This window comes from Planotetraspora silvatica, from assembly GCF_016863315.1.
GTDB classification, from domain to species: Bacteria; Actinomycetota; Actinomycetes; order Streptosporangiales; family Streptosporangiaceae; genus Planotetraspora; species Planotetraspora silvatica.
In genome coordinates this window covers 378642-400694 of the sequence record NZ_BOOQ01000002.1, presented here as the reverse complement: position 1 = coordinate 400694, position 22053 = coordinate 378642, and the positions used below count along the sequence as shown (strand labels likewise).

At 69.7% G+C, this 22053-nt stretch carries 21 protein-coding genes; 10 read left to right on the top strand and 11 right to left on the bottom strand.

The window, feature by feature from the left end; genetic code table 11:
• Positions 1-18 precede the first annotated feature (18 nt).
• From Psi02_RS02105 to Psi02_RS02090, 4 genes are all read right to left on the bottom strand, one after another.
• Positions 19-1197 (bottom strand): M20 metallopeptidase family protein, encoded by a 1179-nt coding sequence (locus Psi02_RS02105; RefSeq protein ID WP_203971173.1) that lies wholly within the window; start codon positions 1195-1197, stop codon positions 19-21.
• A gap of 180 nt (positions 1198-1377) precedes the next feature.
• Positions 1378-3393 (bottom strand): ABC transporter ATP-binding protein, encoded by a 2016-nt coding sequence (locus Psi02_RS39885; RefSeq protein ID WP_239094531.1) that lies wholly within the window; start codon positions 3391-3393, stop codon positions 1378-1380.
• Between the two features lie 734 nt (positions 3394-4127).
• Entirely contained in the window at positions 4128-4448 is a 321-nt protein-coding gene (locus Psi02_RS02095; RefSeq protein ID WP_203951072.1) for a GroES family chaperonin, read from the bottom strand.
• A gap of 74 nt (positions 4449-4522) precedes the next feature.
• Positions 4523-5020, bottom strand: coding sequence for an RlpA-like double-psi beta-barrel domain-containing protein (locus Psi02_RS02090; protein WP_203971171.1), 498 nt, complete (start codon positions 5018-5020; stop codon positions 4523-4525).
• A 346-nt stretch (positions 5021-5366) separates the two neighbouring features.
• Here Psi02_RS02090 and Psi02_RS02085 point away from each other — a divergent pair, with 346 nt between their 5' ends.
• Together Psi02_RS02085 and Psi02_RS02080 are read left to right on the top strand one after the other, a co-directional pair.
• Positions 5367-5912, top strand: a complete 546-nt coding sequence (locus Psi02_RS02085; protein ID WP_203971169.1) for a DUF1349 domain-containing protein — start codon at positions 5367-5369, stop codon at positions 5910-5912.
• 43 nt (positions 5913-5955) lie between these two features.
• Positions 5956-7233 (top strand): ArgE/DapE family deacylase, encoded by a 1278-nt coding sequence (locus Psi02_RS02080; RefSeq protein WP_203971168.1) that lies wholly within the window; start codon positions 5956-5958, stop codon positions 7231-7233.
• A gap of 116 nt (positions 7234-7349) precedes the next feature.
• Here Psi02_RS02080 and Psi02_RS02075 read toward each other — a convergent pair whose 3' ends face one another.
• Together Psi02_RS02075 and Psi02_RS02070 are read right to left on the bottom strand one after the other, a co-directional pair.
• A complete protein-coding gene (locus Psi02_RS02075) occupies positions 7350-9728 on the bottom strand; it encodes a helicase-associated domain-containing protein (protein WP_203971166.1) in 2379 nt (792 codons plus the stop codon).
• A gap of 397 nt (positions 9729-10125) precedes the next feature.
• Positions 10126-10635 (bottom strand): ATP-binding protein, encoded by a 510-nt coding sequence (locus tag Psi02_RS02070; RefSeq protein WP_239094530.1) that lies wholly within the window; start codon positions 10633-10635, stop codon positions 10126-10128.
• Positions 10636-10834: 199 nt separating this feature from the next.
• Between Psi02_RS02070 and Psi02_RS02065 the strand changes: the two genes are divergently transcribed.
• The 3 genes from Psi02_RS02065 (at position 10835) to Psi02_RS02055 (ending at position 12271) form a co-directional block, all read left to right on the top strand.
• Complete coding sequence (locus Psi02_RS02065) at positions 10835-11656, top strand: Sco1979 family transcriptional regulator (RefSeq protein ID WP_203951066.1); 822 nt, start codon at positions 10835-10837, stop codon at positions 11654-11656.
• Positions 11656-11889: a DUF397 domain-containing protein gene (locus Psi02_RS02060; RefSeq protein WP_239094529.1), complete on the top strand. Its 234-nt coding sequence runs from the start codon at positions 11656-11658 to the stop codon at positions 11887-11889. The genes Psi02_RS02065 and Psi02_RS02060 overlap by 1 nt, the downstream gene beginning before the upstream one ends.
• An 85-nt stretch (positions 11890-11974) precedes the next feature.
• Complete coding sequence (locus Psi02_RS02055; protein ID WP_239094528.1) at positions 11975-12271, top strand: hypothetical protein; 297 nt, start codon at positions 11975-11977, stop codon at positions 12269-12271.
• 35 nt (positions 12272-12306) lie between these two features.
• Here Psi02_RS02055 and Psi02_RS02050 read toward each other — a convergent pair whose 3' ends face one another.
• The gene (locus tag Psi02_RS02050) at positions 12307-12897 is read right to left on the bottom strand and encodes a histidine phosphatase family protein (protein ID WP_203971162.1); all 591 of its coding nucleotides are present in this window, start codon (positions 12895-12897) and stop codon (positions 12307-12309) included.
• 104 nt (positions 12898-13001) lie between these two features.
• On the opposite strand from Psi02_RS02050, the gene Psi02_RS02045 reads away from it, so the two are divergent.
• On the top strand, positions 13002-13871 hold the full coding sequence (locus Psi02_RS02045) for a Gfo/Idh/MocA family protein (protein ID WP_203971160.1): 870 nt from the start codon (positions 13002-13004) through the stop codon (positions 13869-13871).
• Here Psi02_RS02045 and Psi02_RS02040 read toward each other — a convergent pair.
• The gene (locus Psi02_RS02040; RefSeq protein ID WP_203971158.1) at positions 13843-14205 is read right to left on the bottom strand and encodes a hypothetical protein; all 363 of its coding nucleotides are present in this window, start codon (positions 14203-14205) and stop codon (positions 13843-13845) included. The two genes, Psi02_RS02045 and Psi02_RS02040, sit on opposite strands and share 29 nt — an antisense overlap.
• 224 nt (positions 14206-14429) lie before the next feature.
• Here Psi02_RS02040 and Psi02_RS02035 point away from each other — a divergent pair, with 224 nt between their 5' ends.
• From Psi02_RS02035 to Psi02_RS02025, 3 genes are read left to right on the top strand one after another with little or no spacing between them, the layout of a single operon-like run.
• A complete protein-coding gene (locus Psi02_RS02035; RefSeq protein ID WP_203971156.1) occupies positions 14430-16517 on the top strand; it encodes a DUF6421 family protein in 2088 nt (695 codons plus the stop codon).
• Between the two features lie 31 nt (positions 16518-16548).
• On the top strand, positions 16549-17202 hold the full coding sequence (locus Psi02_RS02030; protein ID WP_203971154.1) for an SDR family NAD(P)-dependent oxidoreductase: 654 nt from the start codon (positions 16549-16551) through the stop codon (positions 17200-17202).
• Positions 17203-17236: 34 nt separating this feature from the next.
• Positions 17237-18310, top strand: coding sequence for a threonine aldolase family protein (locus Psi02_RS02025; RefSeq protein ID WP_203971152.1), 1074 nt, complete (start codon positions 17237-17239; stop codon positions 18308-18310).
• Positions 18311-18802: 492 nt separating this feature from the next.
• Here the strand turns inward: Psi02_RS02025 and Psi02_RS02020 are convergent, their stop codons facing one another.
• Positions 18803-19099 carry a DUF3467 domain-containing protein gene (locus Psi02_RS02020; RefSeq protein ID WP_203971150.1) on the bottom strand — a complete coding sequence of 99 codons (297 nt, stop codon included), beginning with the start codon at positions 19097-19099 and terminating at the stop codon, positions 18803-18805.
• Between the two features lie 61 nt (positions 19100-19160).
• Positions 19161-19841, bottom strand: a complete 681-nt coding sequence (locus tag Psi02_RS02015; RefSeq protein ID WP_239094526.1) for a DUF305 domain-containing protein — start codon at positions 19839-19841, stop codon at positions 19161-19163.
• 110 nt (positions 19842-19951) lie between these two features.
• Between Psi02_RS02015 and Psi02_RS02010 the strand changes: the two genes are divergently transcribed.
• Positions 19952-20647 (top strand): thioredoxin-like domain-containing protein, encoded by a 696-nt coding sequence (locus Psi02_RS02010; RefSeq protein WP_203971148.1) that lies wholly within the window; start codon positions 19952-19954, stop codon positions 20645-20647.
• Between the two features lie 131 nt (positions 20648-20778).
• On the opposite strand, the gene ald is transcribed toward Psi02_RS02010, so the two are convergent.
• Positions 20779-21897, bottom strand: coding sequence for an alanine dehydrogenase (ald, locus tag Psi02_RS02005; protein WP_203971146.1), 1119 nt, complete (start codon positions 21895-21897; stop codon positions 20779-20781).
• Positions 21898-22053 lie beyond the last annotated feature (156 nt).

Genomic DNA, 22053 nt, shown 5'->3' with positions numbered 1-22053 from the left:
GACCCGCGGCGGCGGGGTTCAGCTACCGGCGAGAGCCAGCCGCCGCACGGCGAGTTCGGTGAACAGGGTGGCGCCGTCCGACAGGACGGAGTCGTCGAACATCGCGTCGGGGGAGTGGTTGGCGGGCGCCGACGACGGGTCGCGTTCGGGCGGGCAGGCGCCGACGAGCAGGAAGGCGCCCGGCACCTCCTGGAGCACGAAGGAGAAGTCCTCCGAGCCGGGCGTCGCGTGCGGCAGCGGGAAATAACTGCCCTGGCCCAGCGTCTCCCGCACGGTCTCCGCCGCGAATTCGGCCTCGGTGTGGTCGTTCACCGTCACGGGGTATCCGATGCCGAACTCGCACTCGACGGTCAGCCCGTGTGCCTCACCGATGCCTCGCGCTAGCCGTACCAGGCCGTCTCTGATCCGGTCGCGGGACTCGGTGGAGAAGGTACGGATGGTCGTCGAGAACGTGGCCTCGTCGGGGATGACGTTGTCTGCCGTCCCGGCGTGGAAGCTGCCCACCGTGACCACTACGGGGTCGTACACGTCGAACGTCCGCGTCACGTGGGTCTGCATGGCCGTCACGATCTCGCAGGCCGCGGGGATGGGGTCGAGCGCGGCGTGCGGACTCGAACCGTGGCCGCCACGTCCCCGCACGGTGACGAAGAGCGTGTCGGCCGCCGCCATGATCGGTCCGCCCTTGGTGAGGACCAGGCCGCGGGGGATCGTCATGGAGAAGACGTGCATGCCATATGCCGCGACGGGTCGTGACCCGGACGCGTCGAGCACGCCCTCCTCGATCATGAGCTTGGCGCCTTCCTGGCCCTCCTCACCCGGCTGGAACATGAAGACCACGTCGCCGGCGAGGTCCGCGCGCTTTTCGGAGAGCAGGCGGGCCGCTCCGGTCAGCATCGTCATGTGCAGGTCGTGGCCGCACGCGTGCATGCGGCCGTCGTGCACCGACCGGTACGGCACGTCGGCGTTCTCGTGCACGGGAAGCGCGTCCATGTCGGCTCTGAGCAGCACGGTCGGACCGGGGCGTGAGCCCCGCAACACGGCGGTCACCGACGACAGCCGCTCACCCGTGGTGATCTCCAGAGGAAGGCCGTCGAGTGCGGCAAGGATCTTCTCCTGGGTGCGCGGGAGGTCCAGGCCCACTTCGGGCTCACGGTGTAAAGCGTGGCGGAGCTCGACCAACTCATCCTGAAAAGTCATGGCACATCCTCATCCGGAGCGGGAGACGACCTTGTCGCCATCGTCACCCTAATGCGCCGTGTACCACGGAGAAATCGCACGTGGCCGCACGGCGAAGGGCGGGCGACATCGCCGTGTCGCCCGCCCTCCCGTCGCCGGCTCTCCCGTCGCCGGCTCTCCCGTGCGCGGCCGCCGGCTCGCTCAGGTGACGCGCAGCGCCGTGCCGAGGCGCCGCCGCGTCAGCCGGAGCGATCGTCCCCGCCCCGTCACGGGCGCGAGGCCGAGCACCACCTTCTCGGCCGCGTCCGGCACGAGACGGAGGTCATGGGTGATGAGGATCGTGGTCCGCCCGGACATGAGCCGGCCCAGCGGCTCCATGATGCGGGCGGCCGTCACCTCGTCGAGCCCCGTCATCGGCTCGTCCAGGATCAGCACGGGAGTGTCGCGGAGGATGGCACGCGCGATGGCGATCCGCTGCCGCTGTCCGCCGGACAGCAGCCGTCCCTTCTGGCCGACGGGTGTGTCGTACCCCTCCGGGAGCCTGCGGATGAAGTCGTGCGCGCCGGCCGCGACCGCGGCCCGTACGATGTCGGACTGGTCCGATCCGGCTCTGCCGTACGCGATGTTGTCGCGCACGGTCCCCGAGAACAACATGTTCTCCTGGGTGAGCAGGGTGACGCGATCGCGCAGGTTCCGGTGCGGCAGGTCGCGGATGTCCACTCCGTCGAGCAGGATGCGCCCGCCTGAGGGGTCGTAGAACCTCAGCAGCAGCTTGGCGACCGTCGACTTCCCCGCACCGCTCGGGCCGGTGCACACGATCAGGTCGCCGGGCCGGGCGGTGAACGACAGGCCGGCCAGTGTCGGCCGGGTCCGGTTGGGATAGGTGAAGTGCACGCCGGTGAACTCGATGCGGCCACCGCCCCGGGCGGCGGCGACCTGCCGGGTCCTCTCGGCGACCGAGCCGTGCCGGCCGGCGACGACGCCGGTCGTGATGGTGCCGGTCGTGATGGTGCCGGTCGTGATGGTGCCGGTGGTCTCGATGTCGGTGGCCGTGCCGGACCTGTCGGCGACGGCCGGCCGGGCGTCGAGCACCTCGAGGATGCGGTCGGAGCCCGCGGCCGCCTCTGAGACGGTGAGCGCGGTCTCCCCGAGCCCGCGGACCTGCGGATAGAGGTAGGCCAGGTAGGCGGCGAAGGCGAGCAGGCCGCCCAGCGTGAGCCGTCCCGAGGCGATCTCCCACGCGCCCACCCCGATGATGGTGAGCAGGCAGCCGGTCTCGATGACCTGTACGGCGGGGCCGTACAGAGCGGACAACCGCGCCTGGGAGAGGTTGGCACGCAGCCAGCCCTGCCCCGCGGCGTGCAGCCGCTCGGCCTCCGTGTCCTGCCGGTTGTACGCCTGGACCAGCGTCTGGTTGGACAGCGCCTCCTCGATGGCGCTGTTCATGGCGCCGTTGTTGAGGCGCTCGCGCGCGGCGGCCTGCCGGAAGCGCCCGGCGAAGCCCTTGGACACCAGGACGAACGCCGGAATGAGCGCGAACGTCACCAGCGCCAGGTCCCACCGGATGAAGACGGCGGCCGTCGCGAAGAAGACCACACTTATCAGTGCCGTGATCAGCTTGATCAGTCCGGAGACCACCAGTTCCTCGATGGCCTCGATGTCGTCGGTCAGCCTCGCCATGAGGTCGCCGAGCTTGCGGTTCTCGAAATAGTCGGGCGTCAGCGTCTGCAAATGCTCGAACACGCCGTCACGCACGCGTAGCAGGAAACGTTCACCGCCGAGGGCCGCGGTGTAGGCGCTGGCGAACGCCGCGCCGGCGGCGAGCGCGGTGAGGCCGATCCAGGTCGCCGCGGGCGTCCAGAACGCGGACAGGTTCCCGTTGCTGAGGACCTCGTCCGTGATGCGGCCGAACAACGCGATGGCCGCGACCTCGCACACCGTGCCCACCATCGCCGCGACCACGCCCACGGCGAACAGCCGGCGCAGGCCCCGGGTGTAGGGCCAGAAGCGCCGGAAGCTCGACCTGATCGAGACGAACGGTGCGACATCGGCCGATGCGCTCGTCCGTCCCGAAGCCGGGAAGTGGGGGAGCCGGCGGGTGACCCGCCGGCTCCCATCCTCTTGTGGCAGGGAACTCACCACCAGCACCGGCGCCGCCTGCAGCGCCAGCGTCGCCGGCACCCGCACCGCCGCCAGCCGCCGCCCCAGCTGCCCCAACTACTGGGGGTGCGAGCCCCCGACGGGAAGACGTTGCTTATGCTCATCGATCCCTCCCTGTGGCAGTTTCTCTAACTGTGACGATTCGGACAATACCCCCAATAACGGCGCAAATCGCCGGATGAACGCCACTGGACGGCTGTTTTTATCCGTTCATTCCTTAAGGCGCTTCCGGTCGGCCGGAGAAACCGCCGGGCCTGTACCCGATGGCAGGTTTAGCGGCGATGCAACAAAGCGAGCATCAAAAGGTGTCCACAACAAGCTCGGTAATTTCGTGCCGGGTATTCGCGAGAGTCGGGCTCCGGAGGCCTGAAACCCCCGTCCGGGCAGGGCCTCGTGGTCGCCGCAGGTCGCGAGGACGCTCTCCTGATATCCCACCCGGTCGAGACGTACGGGCCGGTCATCGTCAATGAAGAGGGAGGGGTGTGCTCATTCGAGCTGTGTTACCGACTGGTAACCCGACTTCCGATATGGGCCGGCAATACCCGCGTGATCCACGGGTCCGGGGGCGAAAATGCCTATGAATACGGGAAAGCGCTATACCAGGGCCCCTGGTGCGGCACGCGTCGGCACTCTAGAAACAGATTCGAATTCCACTTGGAAAACGGTCCGGGACAGACAGCGGACCGGCAGGCGGAGCGCACAGGCGGGTGACATCGGCGCGTGCCTGACCCGCGAACGGCTGCGACCACGTATGACGCGGACGCCGTGTTCGTACGGCCCGGCGAACGCGTCTACAGGTAGAGGCCGGTGCCGTGGTCGGTCTGCTGCGTGGCGACGGCGTGCAGGTCGCGCTCGCGCATCACGAGGTAGAGCCGGCCCTGCACCTCTACCTCGAACTGTTCCTCGGGGTTGAACAGGACCTTGTCGCCGGCCTTGACGGCCCGGACGCTCGAACCGGCGCCGCAGACCTCACCCCAGACGAGCCGGTTGGCCAGTTTGACGGTGGCGGGGATGACGATGCCCGCGCTGCTGCGCCGCTCCTCGGTCTCCGGCTCCACCATGACCATCACGCGGTCGTGCAGCATCTGGATTTCGAACTTGGGGTCGGCCACGGTGGAAGTGTACGCGCGACGGGCAGGCCGTCCGTCATGGCGGCGCAGCGGCGGGAAGTCGTGGCGGCAGGGTGTCAGCCGCGCCCCATGGCCAGGTCGTAGCCGGTGCCGGCGCTGCGGAAAACACGGCCGGTTCCCCAGCTGAGGACCTGGAACCGGACGTGCACGCTGTTGGAGCGCACGCCGGTGAGGCCCGCCATCATCTCCTCGGACAGGTCGACGATGGCCGGGATGTCGTGCTGCGCGACGGCCCATTCCGCCGGGCCGAAGTCCTCGACGACCCCGACCGCGGTCTTGTCTCCGTAGGTGATCTTGACGGTGGTGCCGAGCGGCCAGTACGGGCTCGCGATCGTCTGATACCGCATCGGCTTGCCCGACGCGGTCACACCGTCCCAGAACGAGGTGGCGGTCGCCGTACCGGACGGCAGGGCGGCGGGTGTCGCGGTGGCGGCGCGGGGCGAGGACGCCGGCGGCGCCTGGGGAGTCGCGGCGTGTGCGGCTGACGCAGTGCCGGCGGTGAGGGCCGCGCAGCACGTGATCGTGGCGATCGCCTGAGAGGTTCGCTTCTGCATCGGGGGGCCTTTCGCTTCGATCGCAGGGGCCCGCGAGGGAGCGGGCGACCGTCGAGGAAGGCCTCCGGAAGGATCGGTGAGTGTACGGCGAGCGCTGCGTACGCCTGGGTCGGGCGAACGGCCCCGCGCGGGCGGGGTTCATTGCGGGGGCGGACACGTTCCCGTGGGGCCAGGAACACGACGGCTTTGCGATATGGGGATATGCCTTACCAAAGCATGACTTCTGCCTCAACTATAATCAAAGAGACAGTAAAGTGGACAAAAGGATCAAATGGGATGGTAGATCTTATTTGGCACCTTTGTCCCGGTCTGGCATTGCCGGCCCGCCCCGTGACAAGATCGCAGAATGTCATTCGACGCCTACAAGTGGATCAACGAACCTCGTGAGTGGGCCGCGGAGGACGGGCTGCGCGTGGTCGCGGACCCCGACACCGACCTGTGGCAGAAGGCCCACTACGGCTACTCCTTCGACAACGCCCCCATGTTCGTCCGCGAGGTCGAGGGGGACACGCGCGTCACGGCGACGTTCTCCGCCGACTACGCCGACCAGTACGACCAGGCCGGCGCCATCCTGCGGATCGACGAGGAGAACTGGGTCAAGGCCGGCGTCGAGTTCGTCGACGGGGCCTACCAGCTCAGCGTGGTCGTCACCCGGGGCTACTCCGACTGGTCGGTCGTCCCCGCGCCGGGCACGCCGGAATCGGTGACCATCGACATCGCGCGCGAGGGAGACACCGTCATCGTCCGGTACGGCCTCGACGGGGCCGAGCCGGTGCACATGCTCCGCCTGGCCTACTTCCCCCCAGAGGTCCGGGCGCTCGCGGGAGCGATGTGCGCCGCACCGAGAGGCGGCGGATTCGAGGTCCGGTTCAGCCGCCTGTCCGTTGGCTGACCGCGGCTCCGCGACGCCGAGGCGAAAGCCGTACAGTCACCGCATGAACGACGACGCACCCGGAAGCTCGGCGAGTGTCGAGGCGGCGGTCCTGGACGCCGTGGACGAGGCTGGCACCGTGCGCCTGCTCGCCGATCTGGTGCGGGTGCCGAGCGTGACGGGCACGGCCGCCGAGTCCGAACTCCAGGACCGGTTCGCCCGCATGCTGACCGAATGCGACCTCGACGTCGACATGTGGAAGCTGGACCTCGGCGACCTCAGGTCCAGGGAGGGATTCCCCGGCACCGAGGCGGAGCGGTCCGAAGGCTACGGCGTCGTCGGCGTCACCGAAGGCGAGGGCGAGCCCGGCCTGATCCTCCAGGGACACGTCGACGTCGTGCCGATCGGCGACCCGGCCAAATGGGAGGGGCAGGACCCGTTCGGCGCCCGCCTCACGGGCACCACCCTGCACGGCCGGGGCGCCTGCGACATGAAGGCGGGTCTCGCGGCCAACCTCGCCGTCGTCCGGGCGATCCGCCGGGCCGGAGTACGGCTCGCCCGCCCGCTCGCCCTGCACTGCGTGGTGAGCGAGGAGGACGGCGGGCTCGGCGCGTTCGCCACGCTCGCCCGCGGACACGGCGGCGAGGCGGCGGTGATCACCGAGCCCACGAGCGGAAAGATCATCACAGCCAACGCCGGGGCGCTCACCTTCCGCCTCGAAGTGCCGGGCCGGGCCGCCCACGGTGCGACCCGATACGAAGGCGTCAACGCGATCGAGGCGTTCTGGCCGGTCTTCCAGGCGGTCCGCCGGCTGGAGGCGGACCGCAACCGCGACGCCGATCCGCTGTTCACCGGGAACCCCCTGCCCTATCCGATCGAGATCGGCACCATGCGAGCGGGCGACTGGGCGAGCAGCGTGCCCGACCTGCTGGTGGCGGAAGGCCGTCTCGGCGTGCGGCTCGACGAGGACCCCGCCGACGCCCGGGCCGCGCTGGAGGGCGCGCTGGCCGACCTCGACGACCCGTGGTTGCGGGCCAACCCCGTCGCCGTCACCTGGCCGGGCGGGCAGTTCGCGAGCGGCCGGCTTCCCGAGGGGCACCCCCTGCTGGGTGAACTCGGCCAGGCGGTCGCCGACGTGACGGGGGACAGGCCGGGGACCACGGCCGCGCCGTACGGGAGCGACCTGCGTCTGTACGCGGCGGGCGGCGTCCCCACGCTGCACTACGGCCCGGGCGACGTGCGGTTCGCCCACGCGCCGCGCGAGCAGGTCGACCTGCGCGAGATGCACGAGGTCACGCGGGCGCTCGCCCTTCTGGTGCTGCGCCGCTGCGGAACGTTGTGAGGCCGTCCGCCGGGAAGTGCCGGTGCTGCGCCGCGGCACGATGTGAGTCCGTCCGCGGGAAGTGCCGGTGACGTGACGCGGTACGCGGTGAAGCGTCGCGCGGGAGAGCGTGACGGTCAGTACGTGCTGGTGACGGAGGCGATCTCGTTGAGGGGGAACTCGAGGTAGTCGCCCGCTTCCTCACACCACGCGTCCAGCACGCCGCTGCGCAGCTCGCCATGGCTGATCGTCGCGGTGACGCCGTCGGACAACGTGATCAGCGCGCGGACGTCGCGGTCCACCACGAAACCGAGCAGCGACTGCTGCGCGGTCGGCAGTCGCGTCGCCATCCGGCCGATGACGGCCCAGGTCTGGCCGCCCGGCCCGGCGGAACCGCCGTTCACGAGCAGGCGCCTGGCATGCTCGCGCGGATCGGGCGGCGGCTCGAGCAGCGAGGGGGGAGGGTCGAGCTCGGCCACCCGGCCGCCGGGAAGCAGCGTCAACCGGCCCGCGTTGGGCGCGCGCCGGATCGTGATCTCCGCGCCGTCGTCGACGGGCACCGGGGCGTAGCCCGCCTCGCGCAGCGTCGCCAGGGCCGTCGCCGCGGGCGCGGATCCGGCGAGCACGGTCGGCGCGAGCAACCTCAGCCCGAGCTTGGCCAGCCTCCGGTGCGCGACGAGCTCCGCCAGCAGCGCCGGATCGGACCCCTGGATGATGCAGCCGACCGACGACACCGTGACCTCGCCGTGCCGCCTGGCCACGTCATGGACCAGGTACGTGAGCGGCTGGGGAAGCGTTCCCGCCGTGGACAGGTCGGCCAGCAGGGATTCGGCGGTGCCCCCGGAGTCCAGCGCCCGCCGTACGCTCGCGGGACTGAATCGCCACACCGACGCCGCGCCCCGGGACTCGCGGTCGGCGGCCCGGTCGAGCAGCGACGACAGCTCCACCGACGGCGGCCCGGTGACCACGGCCGTCAGATCGGCGCCGAAGAGCGCGGTGCGCTGCGCTCCGGCGAGGGCCATCACCGAGCACTTCGCGAGCACCGGATCGTGCTCGATCTGGGGTGCGGTCTCGTCGCCCTCGTTCCCGGCGATCGTGCCGAGGGCGGCCAGTGCCCGGCCGAGGTCGGTGAGCGTGTCGTGCGCGCACAGGCCGAGCAGCCGGGACTCCTCGATGATCGCCGGTGCGCAGTCGGCGAGGAGCTGCCTGTCGAGCAGCGGCGCCCGCCAGTGGACCGACTGCACGAGTTCGGGGAGCGTGGCGAACCCCCTGCCCTCGGGGACCATCGCGAGCGCGCCGAGCACGGCCCACCGGATTCGCGCGATCGTCTCTCCCGCGGGGTCGTCGCCGAGGACGGTCGGGTAGCGGTTCTCCGTCCGCCGCAGCGACGAGCGCTCCATGCGCCACCACGCCGCCAGCAGCACCCGTAACCGCACCGGGGCGTCCTCCAGCCGCCACGTGTCGAACCTGTCGGTGGGCACCAGGCCGCCGGCGCCTTCGTCCAAGGCGATCAGCCGGGCCACGGCGGAGATCTCCAGCAGCAGCCGGGTCTCCTCCTCGGAGCAGCCCGTCTCACGGGCCACCCGCTTCACCTCGCGCACGCCGACGCCGCCGTTCTTCAGCAGCGGCAGCGGGGTCTTGTCGGTGTTCTCCAGCAACGCGGTGGCTCGGTCGACGAGGTGCGGAGCGGCGAGGCACATCGCGTGCTCGACGGCCTCGGGGTCGATCCGCGTCGTGCCCAGGTCGGGCGGGTCGGGGGTGAAGGGACCGCGGTAGTCGGGCCCGCGCAGGGCGAGCGCCACCTCGCGCGGCATCTCCGCCACGTCCCACTGCGTACGGAACAGCAGACCGTGTTCGGCCGCCCACTTCTCGGGCGTCCCCGGTGTGACGAAGCGGTTGCCGTCGACGCTCCGGACCGGCCCGTCCCACGCGAAGTCGTCGAGCATCCCCATCGTGCCGTCCGGCGCCTGCCGGACCAGCTCGGCGAGCCGTTCCGAATCGCTCAGCAGCGCGATGATCCGCACGGCCACCTGCCGCTTGCCGCCCTGGTACGGCAGGTCAAGGATGCGGCACAGCCGACGCAGCGCCTCGGTGTTGAGCATCCAGGAGTCCAGGTAGGCGGCCAGCGGTTCGCCCAGCCCGCACGGCGCCGTCCACCACTGGGCGACGGCCTCCGCGAGGTCGATCCTGCCGTCGGGGGCCGGCCAGGCGAGAGCGTGGTCGTAGAGGCGGTCCAGCCACGGGATGACCTCGGAGGTGCTCACCCCGAGGAAACGGGCCAGTTCGTCCTCCGTGGGACGCCCGCCGATGACCAGGCACCCCTGCAGGATCTCCAGGGGCGGCAGGGGAAGGCCGCGCATGACCTCCATGAGGGCGAAGCCGTTCGTCAGCCGGTGCGCGAGCGCGTCGATCCTGCGGGGCCACGGCGCGGCGATGGCGTCCGGGCGGTTGGCCAGGACGCGGGCGAGCCGGTCTTCATCGAGAGCGGTCAGCCAGCCGACTAGGTGATCGTCCATCACAGATCTCTCGGAAGTCTCAGGAAGCCACCGTAATGCGGATCACACTCTTGACGGGGGTCGCGAGCCAGGATACAGCGCGCGGTCACGAGCCCCGAGATCACGACATTTCTCCATCGATCGCTGCGAAACGGCCATGCCGTTCGCCTATTACGGTTCGATCTCAGCACATCTGGTGCTGCCGTGCCGAGCATTCGCACCATCGGGCCGTCGGCCGGAGGGCGCTCCCGTGCATTCCGGGCTGCACGGGAGCGCTCCGCGGCCGGCGGACCGGGTCCGGCGCCACTGAGGTGTGACTGTCAGGACAGGCGCCGGGTTCGCCGCCGGGACAGTTCGCCGGGCTCCGCGGAGTGTGAACCGGAGCCGGACGATCATCGGAGGGGGTCGGGGACGGGGGTCAGCCGGACAGGACGGCCCAGACCGCCTTGCCCTGCGGGGCGAGGGAGCACCAGCCCCAGCGCACGCTCAGCGATTCGACGATGTGCAACCCCAGGCCGCCCGGTTCGAAGGGGGCCGGGTCCCGCATCACCGGGGCCTCGGCTCCCGGGTCGGTGATCGCGCAGGTCACCAGGGCGCCCCTGCGGATCAGCGACAGCCGGATGACCTCCCTGTCACGGGCCGCGCTGAGGATCAGCCCGTGGCGCAGGGCGTTCGTCGCCAGTTCGGAGACGACCAGTTCCATGCTGTCGTGCAACTGGCTCATGTTCCAGCCGGAGAGGGTTCCCGCGGCGAAACTGCGCGCCGAATGGACCGACTCCGCCTTCGGGGGGAGGGCGAAGGTGGCGCTCGTGGTGGTCGATCCGGGATCGAGGAGATCGCGTGCGGGCTCCGGCCACCAGCCGATCGGGGGCCACCAATCGAGCCCCGACCACTGATTTCGGCCACGGGTCACGTTCGTGGACTGCACGAGATCATGATGGTGGACACTCCTGTGCATGTGCAAGAGCGAATGCACGTGCAAGCGGCTGTTGCACCCGCTACGGTTACCCGAAACAATCCCGGGACGAAGGGGGCGATCTTTGACAGACTGTGAACCAGTCCACAAAGCGGAGGAATAGCACGTGTCGATAGATCCGCCGGGATCAGGCTCCACAGTTCGGCGAATCATGCTCGGTGCCAGCCTTCGCCGGTTGCGCGAGGCGCAGGGGCTCACGCGCGAGGTCGCCGGATTCCACATCCGCGCCTCGGAATCGAAGATCAGCAGGATGGAGCTCGGCCGGGTCGGGTTCAAGACACGCGATGTCGAGGACCTGCTCACGCTGTACGGCGTCAGTGACGACGCGGAACGGCGCGGGCTGTTGGAGATGGTCCGCGAGGCGAACACGCCGGGTTGGTGGCACAAGTACGGCGAGGTACTGCCGAACTGGTTCATCACCTACGTCGGTCTCGAAGAAGCGGCCAGCGTGATCCGCACCTACGAGGTGCAGTTCGTGCCGGGTCTGCTGCAGACGGCGGCGTACGCGCGGGCGGTGATCCAGCTGGGCTACCCCGACGCTCCGGACGGAGAGATCGAACAGCGCGTGCATCTGCGCATGCAGCGACAGGAACGGCTGACGCGCCCCGACGGTCCTCGGCTCTGGGCCGTCGTGGACGAGGCGGCGCTCAAGCGTCCCATCGGAGGCGGAGGGATCATGCGTGAGCAGCTTCAGCATCTGCTGGAGGTCGCCACGCTGCCCAACATCACCCTGCAGGTGATGCCCTTCCGTTTCGGCATGCACGCGGCCGAGGGGGGAGCGTTCACGATCCTTCGTTTCCCGGAGTCCGACCTGTCCGACGTCGTCTACGTCGAACAGTTGTGGGGCGCCCTATACCTGGACAAGCGTGAGGACATCGATCCTTACCTCACGGCCATGGAGCAGTTGTGCGTGGAGAGCACCACGCCCGGGGGCACCGCCGAGATTCTCGGCGAATTTCTCAGAGAGACATGATGCAGACTTATAACGGGATGCCCGCAAACAGCCTGACCGGGGTCACCTGGCGGAAGAGCGTCCACAGCAACTCGACCGGCAACTGCGTGGAGCTGGCCGAGCTCCCCGACGGGGGCGTGGCCGTCCGCAACTCGCGTTTCCCCGACGGGCCGGCCCTCATCTATACGCGCGACGAGATCCGGGCCCTCGTGCTGGGAGTCAAGGACGGCGAGTTCGACGGCCTGCTGGTTTAACCGCTTGTTTACACGCCGCGCACGCGCGTAACAGTCGCGCGCAGGCGGCGTAACAACGGTCCGGCAGATTTGGACCCTGAGAACGTTGAAGTATCGAGGGGGACCCGCCGTGCTGGACCAGATGAATCTCTACCCTGTGGCCGACGACGTGCTTTTCGCACCTGGCGGCCGCGTGGTGATCCGCACGTACGGCGTCGCCTCCCCGGCCGGCCCCGAGGGCGGGGAGACACGGAGCGTGGCCTATCGGACGTGGGTCACCGGAGTCCGCGACCAGCCCAGGTGCTGGCGCTGGGGCCACTTCGAGGACGCCAGGCGAGGCCACCACAGGGTCCTGGAGTGGCTGACCGGCCGCGGCCCGCAGCCCCAGCCCGTCGCCGTCTGACCCTGCCGGGGTCTGGACACCGCGTCGCGCCCGTCTCAGGCAGGGTCCTGAACGGGCGCGTTCCAGTGGAGCAGGACGGGCTCCTCGTGCTCGTACCCCAGAACCGAGTACGTGCCGGTGTCGAGCCGCAGATGCCGTCCCTCGTCGGCCGGCAGGCCCAACCAGCGGGCGGCGAGCACACGCAGGAAGTGGCCGTGCGCGACGATCAGCACGTCGCCCTCAGCCGGCCGGACGCGGGCGATGACCCGGTCCGCGCGCTCCCCGACATGACCGACCGTCTCGCCCGGGTGGTCCGCGTCTCCCGGGACGATCCCGTCTCGCCACAGGTACCAGCCGGGACGGCTCTCGCGGATCTGCGGGGTGGTGATCCCCTCGTAGCCGCCGTAGTCCCATTCCCACAGGTCCGGGTCCACGTCGTAGGAGGCGGCCCCGGCGAGCTCCGCCGTACGGCGTGCCCGCTGCGCCGGGCTGACGAGGACCAGCGCGAACTGCCTGCCTTTGATCACCTTGGTCAGGGCGCGGGCCTGCTCCTCGCCCCGCTCGGTCAACGGCAGGTCGGTCCGGCCTGTGTGCCGCCCCGCCCTGCTCCACTCGGTCTCGCCGTGCCTCAGCAGAATGACGTCCATAGGGGGACCATCATGCCGGTACGGCTTTCGCGAGCCCGGGGTGGCCCGGGTCCCGCTTAGCTCCTGGTCCCGCACGCTGCAGTAAGGTCGCCGCGGAGGGTGAGATGGAGCCGGTTTCAGTAGGTTTGGTCGGCGCGGGACCGTGGGCGGAGATGGTGCACGCCCCCATACTCGCGGCCGGGCCGCACACGATGCTCGCGGGCGTGTGGGCCCGCAGGCCCCAGGCGGCCGACGAGCTCGCGGGCAGGCACCGCGTTCCCTCGTTCGAGCGGCTGGAGGACCTGTTCGACCTGTGTGAGGCGGTCGCGTTCTGCGTGCCGCCGGCGGTGCAGGCCGAACTCGGCGTCCTCGCGGCGAAGGCGGGCAAGGCCCTGCTGCTGGAAAAGCCCCTCGCGGCCGACCTCGACGGCGCCAGGCGCCTCGCCGACGCGATCGGCGAGGCCGGGGTCGCCTCCCAGATGGTGTTCACCTTCCGCTACTCGCCGGCGACGACGGCCTTCCTGGACAGGGCCCGCGCGCTGCGGCCGTTCGGCGGCCACGCCTCCAACCTCTCGGGCGTGCTGCACGGCGGGTCGTTCGCCACGCCGTGGCGGCTGGAACGAGGGGCCGTCCTCGACATCGGGCCGCACGTGATCGACCTCATGGACGCCGCCCTCGGGCCCGTCGTCTCCGTCAGGGCGCACGGCGACCCGCTCGGCTGGGTGGGCCTGCTGCTCGAGCACACGGGCGGCGCGGTGAGCGAGGTCTCGCTCACCATGGCCGCGGGCGGCGATCTGCCGCCCGCCCGGGCTGACGTCTACGGGGCGGAGGGCAGCGCGACGCTGCTCGGATCCGAGATCGGTGACGACGTCTTCCCCGTCGTGGCCGGGGAGTTCGCCAGGACCGTCCGCCGTGGGGGCGGGCATCCGCTCGACGCCCGTCACGGGCTCAGGATCCAGGAGATCATCACGGACGTCGAGCGGCAGCTCGGCTGAGGCCCCGGCCGGTCTCGCGGCCGGTTGCAATCGGTTTGGGCCGGGGCGCTCCGGTGCTCGCTCGCCGGGCCCGGTGCGGGGGATCGGCTCGCCTCCTTCGCCGGCGGCACGAGCCGGTGCGGCCGCCCCGGCTCGCCGAGTTGACGCCCCGGGGGAGGCAGGTCCTCCGGTCGCTCGCCCGCGCCGGGTGGTACGAGGCCCACTCGGTGCGGCTCATCCGGAGCATCCGGACGCCGAGATACCCGAGGATCAGCAGGTTGCCGCCGCTCCAGAGCAGGCCGACGGGGCCGTACGCCGTGAGGTTGGGCGCGATCCACACCAGGCCGCCCACCACGGGGACCCACCAGTGGGCGAGACCCGAAGGCGGCGGCGTCGGACAGTTTCAACATCGGGTCTCCTCGGGTCGGGTCTGACAGCCGAGGCCGGTAGGCGAGGGACGGGCCGCGGCACGTCCGCCGCGAGGGTGACGGGGGCTCACTCTCGCGGGTGACTTATCGGTACATGCGTAGTCTTTGTGTATATTTTTGTGCAGATGGCGCAAAGTTCAGGAGATATTACATGAGGGCATTCCCGTCGGTCCTGTTCGATGAGGCGCACAGCGAGGCCTGGAGCATCCGGCGGGAGGTCGCCGAGGCCATGAATCCCGCGCATCCCGACGACAGCGGCTACTCCACGGCCGCCGGCATCCTGCGGCGGCTCGGCCAGACGGTCACCGCGCACACCCAGGGTCCGGTGGACGCGCCCGTGCTGGACCCCCACGACGTGTTCGTGATCGCGCACCCGTCAGGGGACCACTGGGAGCGGACGACCGGCGCGGGAAGCCCCGTCTTCACGGCCGCCGAACTGGACGCCATCGAGGCCTACGTCGCCGCCGGCGGCGGGCTCATCGTGCTCGCCGAGTGTGAGCAGGACAAGTACGGGAGCAACCTCGCCGACCTGCTCGGCCGCTTCGGCGTCGGCATCGAGCACACCACCGTCCAGGACCCCTCCGGCTCCCACAACAAGGTCGCCACGTGGGTCCTCGGCGTACGCGGCGCGGGCCCGGCCGACGCGCCGGGCGTACGGCAGGACCTGCTCGCCGGTGTCCGCCAGGCCTGCTTCTACCGGGCCGGCACGCTCGTGGCCCCCGAGGGCGCGACCGTCCTGTTCGAGACGTCGGGGACCGCCGACCCCGCCGGTCGCCCGCTGGCCCTGGCCGTACGGCATGGGCGTGGACGGGTCGTGGCGCTCGCCGACTCGGACCTGTTCGGCGACGACTCGATCAGCGACTTCGACCACGCGCAACTCTGGACCAACCTCGTAACCTGGGCCGCCCGGATCCCGGACGGCGGCGCGGGCGGCTCGGAGGCCACCGGGGACCTGGGCGACGCCTGGGCCGGGCTCAAGGCGGCCGTCGAGGCGCTGCGGCCGCTCCAGGCCAAGGACGGCTCCATCGCCGGCGACCGCGACCGGGCCGTGGAGCTGATCGCGGAGATCAGCGACCACGTCGTACGGCTCACGCCCCGATTCCCGCACGACCGCGACTATCTCGACGCGGTCGTGGCCGACTTCCGCAAGTGGGTGGCCGACGGGCTGGGCGTGCCCGACTTCCTCGACTCGCTGAACGCCTTCCACCCGGACGCCCAGCGGGTGGACGGGCTGGAGCACCTGGTCGTCTTCCCGATGTACACGCAGAACGGGAACCCGAACCGGAACGTCGAGGCGGTCTGGATCCGCGTCGTCTGGCCCGACTGGCTGGCCGAACTGGAGCGGAACGGCTACGACAACCCGATGTTCGTGCCGATCGCCTTCGAGGACTTCACCTCCGGCTACGACACCAACTCGGCCGTGCTGTTCCCCGAGACCGTCGCCGTCCGCGAGACGCCGCCGCGGTTCACCTGGGGTGGCATCTTCTGCGACCGGGAGGCCGCGAGGTTCCGCGCCGTCAGCGAGGCGGCCGCCGCCACGCTCAAGCTCGCCCTGCCGCCGGACGCGGCCCGCCTGATCGCGTCGCAGGAGCTGGCCCAGGACACCTTCGTCCTGTGGGACCTGGTCCACGACCGCACCCACAGCCACGGCGACCTGCCGTTCGACCCGTTCATGATCAAGCAGCGCATGCCGTACTGGCTCTACACGCTCGAAGAGCTGCGCTGCGACCTGACCGCCTTCGGGGAGGCGGTGAAGCTCGAGGTGGACGGCGTGCCGCACGCGCGGTACGTGCAGTATGCGATCCTGTTCGACCGGCTGTTCCGCTTCCCGATCACCGGTGAGCGGGTGCGCAACTACGACGGGCTCGGCGGGCAGCTCCTGTTCGCCTACCTGCACCGGCGCGGCATCGTCCGCTGGACGGACAACCGGCTCTTCGTCGACTGGGCACGTGTCGCCGACGGCGTGGCCGACCTGCGGGGAGAGGTGGAGAAGCTCTACCGGGACGGCATCGACAGGTCCAAGCTGGCCCACTGGCTCGCCGCCCACCAGCTCGTGGCCGCCTACGTCGAGCCGCATCCGTCCTCGGTGTGGAACAAGGGCGTCCAGGCGCTGCCGGAGGAGCAGAAGGCCATGGTCAACGCCGTCCTGCCCGATGAGTTCCCCCTGAGCATGTTCTACGAGGCGCTGCGCCGTAAGCTCACCGACGTGGTCGAGTCCACACGGGGCATCAGGGCGTGAGCCCCTGGCCCGGTCGAAAGGTGGGGCATCGTTGAGCAGGGTCATTCTGGTCGCGGGCACGGGCAGCCCGGCGGGGCGAGCCGTCGTCCGGCGGTTCACCGAGCTCGGTGACACCGTCGTCGCCGTGAGCAGGTCGGGAGGCGACGGGGCCCTGGCCGTCGACCTCCAGGACGCGACAGCCGTACGGGAGCTGGCCGAGCGGGTCGGGGCCGAGCACGGCCGCGTCGACGGGATCGTGCACCTCGTCGGCGGGTGGCGCGGGTCCAAGACCTTCGCCGACACCTCGCTGGAGGACTGGGAGCTGCTGCACGGCCTGCTGGTCAGGACCCTGCAGAACGTCTCGCTGGCGTTCGAGCCGCTGCTGCGGGCCAGCGAGAACGGCCGGTTCGTCATCGTCTCCGCGAAGGCGGCCCAGGCGCCCACCCGGACGAACGCGGCCTACGCGGCGGCCAAGGCTGCCGCGGAGGCGTGGACGTTGTCCCTGGCCGACGCCCTGAAGGGCACATCGTCCGCGGCCGCGATCCTGGTGATCACCGCGTTGGTGCACGATGGGATGAGGGCGGCGAACCCCGACAAGCAGTACAAGGGGTTCACCGACGTGGACGATCTCGCGCGTGCCGTCACCGCGCTCTGGGACCAGGATCCCGCCGCGGTCAACGGGCAGCGGATCGACCTCACCGCCTGAAGTTTTTCCTTTAACGATCAAACGGAGATATTTCGTGACAACGGATGCCGTGCGGCGGCACGAGCCGGAGATCAAGACCTTCGCCAGCGACAACTACGCCGGAGTGCACCCGGAGGTGCTCGAGGCCATCGCCCTGGCGAACGGCGGGCACCAGGTCAGCTACGGAGACGACGCCTACACCGGGGCCCTGCAGGGCATCTTCCGGCGGCACTTCGGCGACCAGGCCGAGGCCCTGCCGGTGTTCAACGGCACCGCCGCGAACGTGCTCTCGTTGCGCTCGATGTGCGCCCCGTGGGAGGCGGTGGTCTGCCCCGACACCGCGCACATCAACACCGACGAGGGCGGCGCCCCGGAGATCACCGGAGGGCTGAAACTGCTCCCGGTGGCCACCCCGGACGGCAAGCTCACGCCCGACCTGATCGACCAGCAGGCATGGGGCTTCGGGGACGTGCACCGTGCCCAGCCCCGGGCGGTCTCGATCTCCAACGCCACGGAACTCGGCACGCTGTACACGCCGGCCGAGATCAAGGCCGTCTGCGATCATGCTCACGAGCTTGGCCTGTTCGTCCACCTGGACGGCTCCCGGATCACCAACGCGGCGGCGGCCCTCGACGTGCCCCTCCGCGCGCTGACCACGGACGCGGGGGTCGACGTGCTGTCCTTCGGCGGCACCAAGATCGGGCTCATGCTGGGCGAGGTCGTCGTGGTCCTCAACCCCGCTGCCACGAAGGGCCTGCCGTACCTGCGCAAGACCGGCATGCAACTCGCCTCGAAGATGCGGTTCGTGTCCGTGCAGTTCGAGGCACTGCTCGGCGGAGACCTGTGGCTGCGCAACGCCCGTCAGGCCAACGGCATGGCCAGGCGGCTGGCGGCAGCCGTACGGGACATCCCCGGAGTCAGGGTGGCGCGCGAGGTGGAGGCCAACGCGGTCTTCGCGATCCTGCCGGTGGACGTGGCCGACCGGCTGCGCAAGCGGTTCCGGTTCTACAACTGGAACGACCGGATCGGCGGCGGCGAGGTCGAGGTCCGCTGGATGTGCGCCTTCGACACCACAGAAGCCGACGTCGACGCCTTCGTCACCGCCCTAACCCAAGAACTCCAAGCCTGACCCCCCTCTCTTCCGCGTGATCATGCACGGGTTCGGAGATGTGCCGTGTGACCAGCGCCGACCCCCGGCGTGATCATGCACAGGTTCGGTGAAATGGCCCGTGACCGGCGACGATGCGCTGGGTGATCATGCACAGGTTCGCTCGTACATCCCCTGACGTGCTCAAACGCACTGCGTGATCATGCGCAAGTTCGGGGGCGTACGGCCTGAGCAGGTGCGACCCGTCGCGTGATCATCCAGTTGTGGCGGACATGCATGATCGCTAGGCGCATACCCACAGGTCGTGGAGCGTTTGACGGAAAGTGCGCATGATCACCGATGGTGAAAGGCCTGATCGGACAGGCATTCACCGAATCCGTGCATGATCACGCCGGGCATTGGTGCTGGTCATACGGCACATCATCGAACCTGTGCATGATCACGCTCGATGTTGTGCCAGGTCGCACGGCACATCTCCGAACCTGTGCATGATCACGCACAAGGGGATGGGGGTCAGACTTTTTGGCCGGTTTCTTTTTCGTAGGCGGTGAGCTGCTGTTCCAGGGCCTTCATCAGCTCGAAGACCTGCGCTGGAGGGAGCCTCACCCGGCTGACGATCCGGGTCGGCACGCTGACATAGCTGTCCCCTGAAAGGGGATCGTCGGCGAGCGCCGGCGGTCGTGTGATCACGGCGAAGTCCAGGACGAATCCATCTTGGGTGTGCCAGACCGAGGTGAAGTCGGCGTACTGCCCTGCCTCGACCTCCGGTGTGATGCTCACCTCGAGGCGGCTTTCCGGCTCGTCGTTCAATCTCTTCTCTCCTCTGGCCACGGCACCTCCATCGTGCCCCGGCCGGGGACCTTGTGCGCGCCTATCCCGCCGGACTCTGGAGGATGGTCGGCAGCGGCTGGGCCCCGCGCTCCGCCAGCAGGCCCTTCATCAGCCTGATCTCCGCCGTCTGCCCGTCGACGATGTGCTGGGCCAGCGATCGCACCTCGGGGCGGTCCGACACCTTGAGCAAGCCCTGCGCCATCTCCACGCCGCCCTCGTGGTGGCGGATCATGAGCTGGAGGAAGAGGATCTCCGCGTCCCTGCCCTGCGCCGCCCGCAGCCGGTTCAGCTCCTCCGTGGAGGCCATGCCCGGCATGACGCCGGGAGTCAGCCCGGGGGCCGCGCCACCGTGGCTGTGGCCGGACATCCACGCCATCGGCGGCTGGGACGAGGACTGGTCGAGGTCCCACTGCTGGAGCCAGCCCATGAACATTCCGCGCTGGGCCGTCTGGGTGGTGATGATGTCGTACGACAACGTCCGCAGCGGTCCGTCGGTCGTCTTGTCCCGCACGACGAAGGCCATCTCGACCGCCTGGGAATGGTGGACCGCCATGTCCCTGGCGAAGCCCGCCTCGGGCGAGGTGTCTCCCGGAGTTCCCGATCTGGTCGCGAACAGCACCAGGACGGCTGCCGCGACGATGAGGGCGACCAGCCCCACGAGGGGAAACCGCCTCTTGGGCTGCGGCGTGGTGTCGAGCATGACGCTCGTCTCGGTGGTCATCGCCCCACAGGCTACCCGTCCTGTCCGACCATGCTGAGCCAAAGGCGCATCTCACCCACTATCCTCCATACCGCAGCGGGGATGTCAGCGACCGGTTGGTGGAGGGCTTGATGGCGAAGGGCAAGACGCAGTCGAGACGTGAGCATCTCGAGCGCATGCGTGCCGAGCAGAGGCGCAAGGAGCGGCGTACTGCCCTGCTCATGTGGGGGGTCGGCGGCCTGGTCGTCCTCGCGGTGGTCGGCCTGGTGGGCTTCTACGTCATCAACGACCGGTCGCAGAAGTCACTGACCGCGGTGAAGACCTACAACTACAAGGGTTCCGACCACACTTGGGGCAAGGTCGCCTACAAGGAGAACCCGCCGGTTGGTGGCCAGCACAACTACTACTGGCAGAACTGCGGGATCTACGACAAGCCGATCCACAACGAGCACGGCGTCCACTCCCTGGAGCACGGCGCCGTCTGGATCACCTACAGCCCCGACCTGGCCGCGGCCGACGTGAACAAGCTGAAGACGCTGGCCTCCTCCGACTACATGCTTCTCAGCCCCTACCCGGGGCTCCCCGGCAAGGTCGTCGCCAGTTCCTGGAACCACCAGGTGGTCCTGAGCGGGGCGTCCGACCCGCGCCTGCCCGAGTTCATCAAGAAGTACAAGCAGAACCCCACCTACACACCGGAGTTCGGCGCGGCCTGCGACCAGGGCGTCAGCACGACGGCCGACCAGCCGCTGCCGCCCGAGCCGACTCCCACGGCCAGCCCCAGCGCCGGCGCCTCCACGGAGCCGACCCCGACTCCGGCGGCCTCCTGACGCACAACGACTGGTCCACAACGACTGATCCACAACGACTGACCTACAACGACTGACCTACAACGGCGTACGGCCCGGCGGTGCGACAGCGCCCGCCGGGCCGTACCGTCTCCGCGGGGACCTCGAGGACCTCAGGGGACGAGCACCCGCGTGACCGGCACCGCCTCCAGCCCGTGGGCCTCGGCGACGGGCCGGCTGGTCAGATGGCCCTCATGGGTGTTGAGCCCGAGCGCGAGCGCGGGATCGGCCGTGAGAGCCTCCCGCCAGCCCCGGTCGGCGATGGCCAGGGCGTACGGCAGGGTCACGTTCGTCAGCGCGTACGTCGAGGTGTGCGGCACGGCCCCCGGCATGTTGGCGACGCAGTAGAACACCGAGTCGTGCACGCGGTAGACCGGGTCGGCGTGGGTCGTGGGACGTGAGTCCTCGAAGCAGCCGCCCTGGTCGATCGAGATGTCGACCAGCACCGAGCCCGTCTTCATCCGTGCGACGAGCGCGTTGCTGACGAGCGTCGGCGCCTTCGCGCCCGGCACGAGCACCGCGCCGACCACGAGGTCGGCGTCCGTGACCGCCCGCTCGATCTCGTACGCGTTGGACGCGACGGTCCCGACCTTCCCCTGATAGATCAGGTCCGCCTGGCGGAGCCGGTCGACGTTCAGGTCGAGCAGCAGCACCTGTGCCTGCATGCCGGCGGCGATCGCCGCGGCGTTCATGCCGGACACGCCCGCGCCGATGACCACCACCTTCGCGGGATAGACCCCGGGCACGCCGCCCATCAGGACCCCGCGGCCGCCGCCCTGCCGCATCAGGTGGTACGCCCCGACCTGGGGGGCCAACCGGCCCGCCACCTCGGACATGGGCGCCAGCAGAGGCAGAGCGCCGTCGGCCGTCTGCACGGTCTCGTAGGCGATTCCGGTGACCCCTGAGTCCAGCAACGCCCTCGTGCACGCCTCCGACGCCGCCAGGTGCAGGTAGGTGAACAGCACCTGACCCTTGCGCATCCGGTGATACTCGGCGGGCACGGGCTCCTTGACCTTCAGGATCAGGTCGGCTTCCGCCCATACGTCGTCGGCCGAGTCGATGATCGTGGCGCCCGCGGCGGCGAAGTCGTCGTCGGGTACAGAAGACCCCTTGCCGGCGTCGTGCTCGACGAGGACCTGGTGGCCTTTCCGCGCGAACTCGTGAACCCCCGCCGGTGTGAGCGCGACCCGGTACTCGTGGGTCTTGATCTCGCGGGGAACTCCGACCTTCATCCCTTCACTCTGGTTGTCCGCAAACGTCTACGTCAGGCGGCAACGCGCAAGCATTTGGCGGACATTCACGACAAATTGTCAATAGGGTCTTCAGCTTGCCTGCGCATGATTGTCCGATTACCTGGCATTGGCATAGGTGGGTAGGCTCTGCGATCG

Coding starts and splice junctions, on each gene's coding strand:
- Psi02_RS02080 (WP_203971168.1), top strand. CDS start 5,956: ATGAACGACGACGCACCCGGAAGCTCGGCGAGTGTCGAGGCGGCGGTC.
- Psi02_RS02010 (WP_203971148.1), top strand. CDS start 19,952: ATGGCGAAGGGCAAGACGCAGTCGAGACGTGAGCATCTCGAGCGCATG.
- Psi02_RS02015 (WP_239094526.1), bottom strand. CDS start 19,841: ATGACCACCGAGACGAGCGTCATGCTCGACACCACGCCGCAGCCCAAG.
- Psi02_RS02075 (WP_203971166.1), bottom strand. CDS start 9,728: ATGGACGATCACCTAGTCGGCTGGCTGACCGCTCTCGATGAAGACCGG.
- Psi02_RS02085 (WP_203971169.1), top strand. CDS start 5,367: ATGTCATTCGACGCCTACAAGTGGATCAACGAACCTCGTGAGTGGGCC.
- Psi02_RS02105 (WP_203971173.1), bottom strand. CDS start 1,197: ATGACTTTTCAGGATGAGTTGGTCGAGCTCCGCCACGCTTTACACCGT.
- Psi02_RS02090 (WP_203971171.1), bottom strand. CDS start 5,020: ATGCAGAAGCGAACCTCTCAGGCGATCGCCACGATCACGTGCTGCGCG.
- Psi02_RS02035 (WP_203971156.1), top strand. CDS start 14,430: ATGAGGGCATTCCCGTCGGTCCTGTTCGATGAGGCGCACAGCGAGGCC.
- Psi02_RS02045 (WP_203971160.1), top strand. CDS start 13,002: ATGGAGCCGGTTTCAGTAGGTTTGGTCGGCGCGGGACCGTGGGCGGAG.
- ald (WP_203971146.1), bottom strand. CDS start 21,897: ATGAAGGTCGGAGTTCCCCGCGAGATCAAGACCCACGAGTACCGGGTC.
- Psi02_RS02060 (WP_239094529.1), top strand. CDS start 11,656: ATGCAGACTTATAACGGGATGCCCGCAAACAGCCTGACCGGGGTCACC.
- Psi02_RS02050 (WP_203971162.1), bottom strand. CDS start 12,897: ATGGACGTCATTCTGCTGAGGCACGGCGAGACCGAGTGGAGCAGGGCG.
- Psi02_RS02065 (WP_203951066.1), top strand. CDS start 10,835: ATGCTCGGTGCCAGCCTTCGCCGGTTGCGCGAGGCGCAGGGGCTCACG.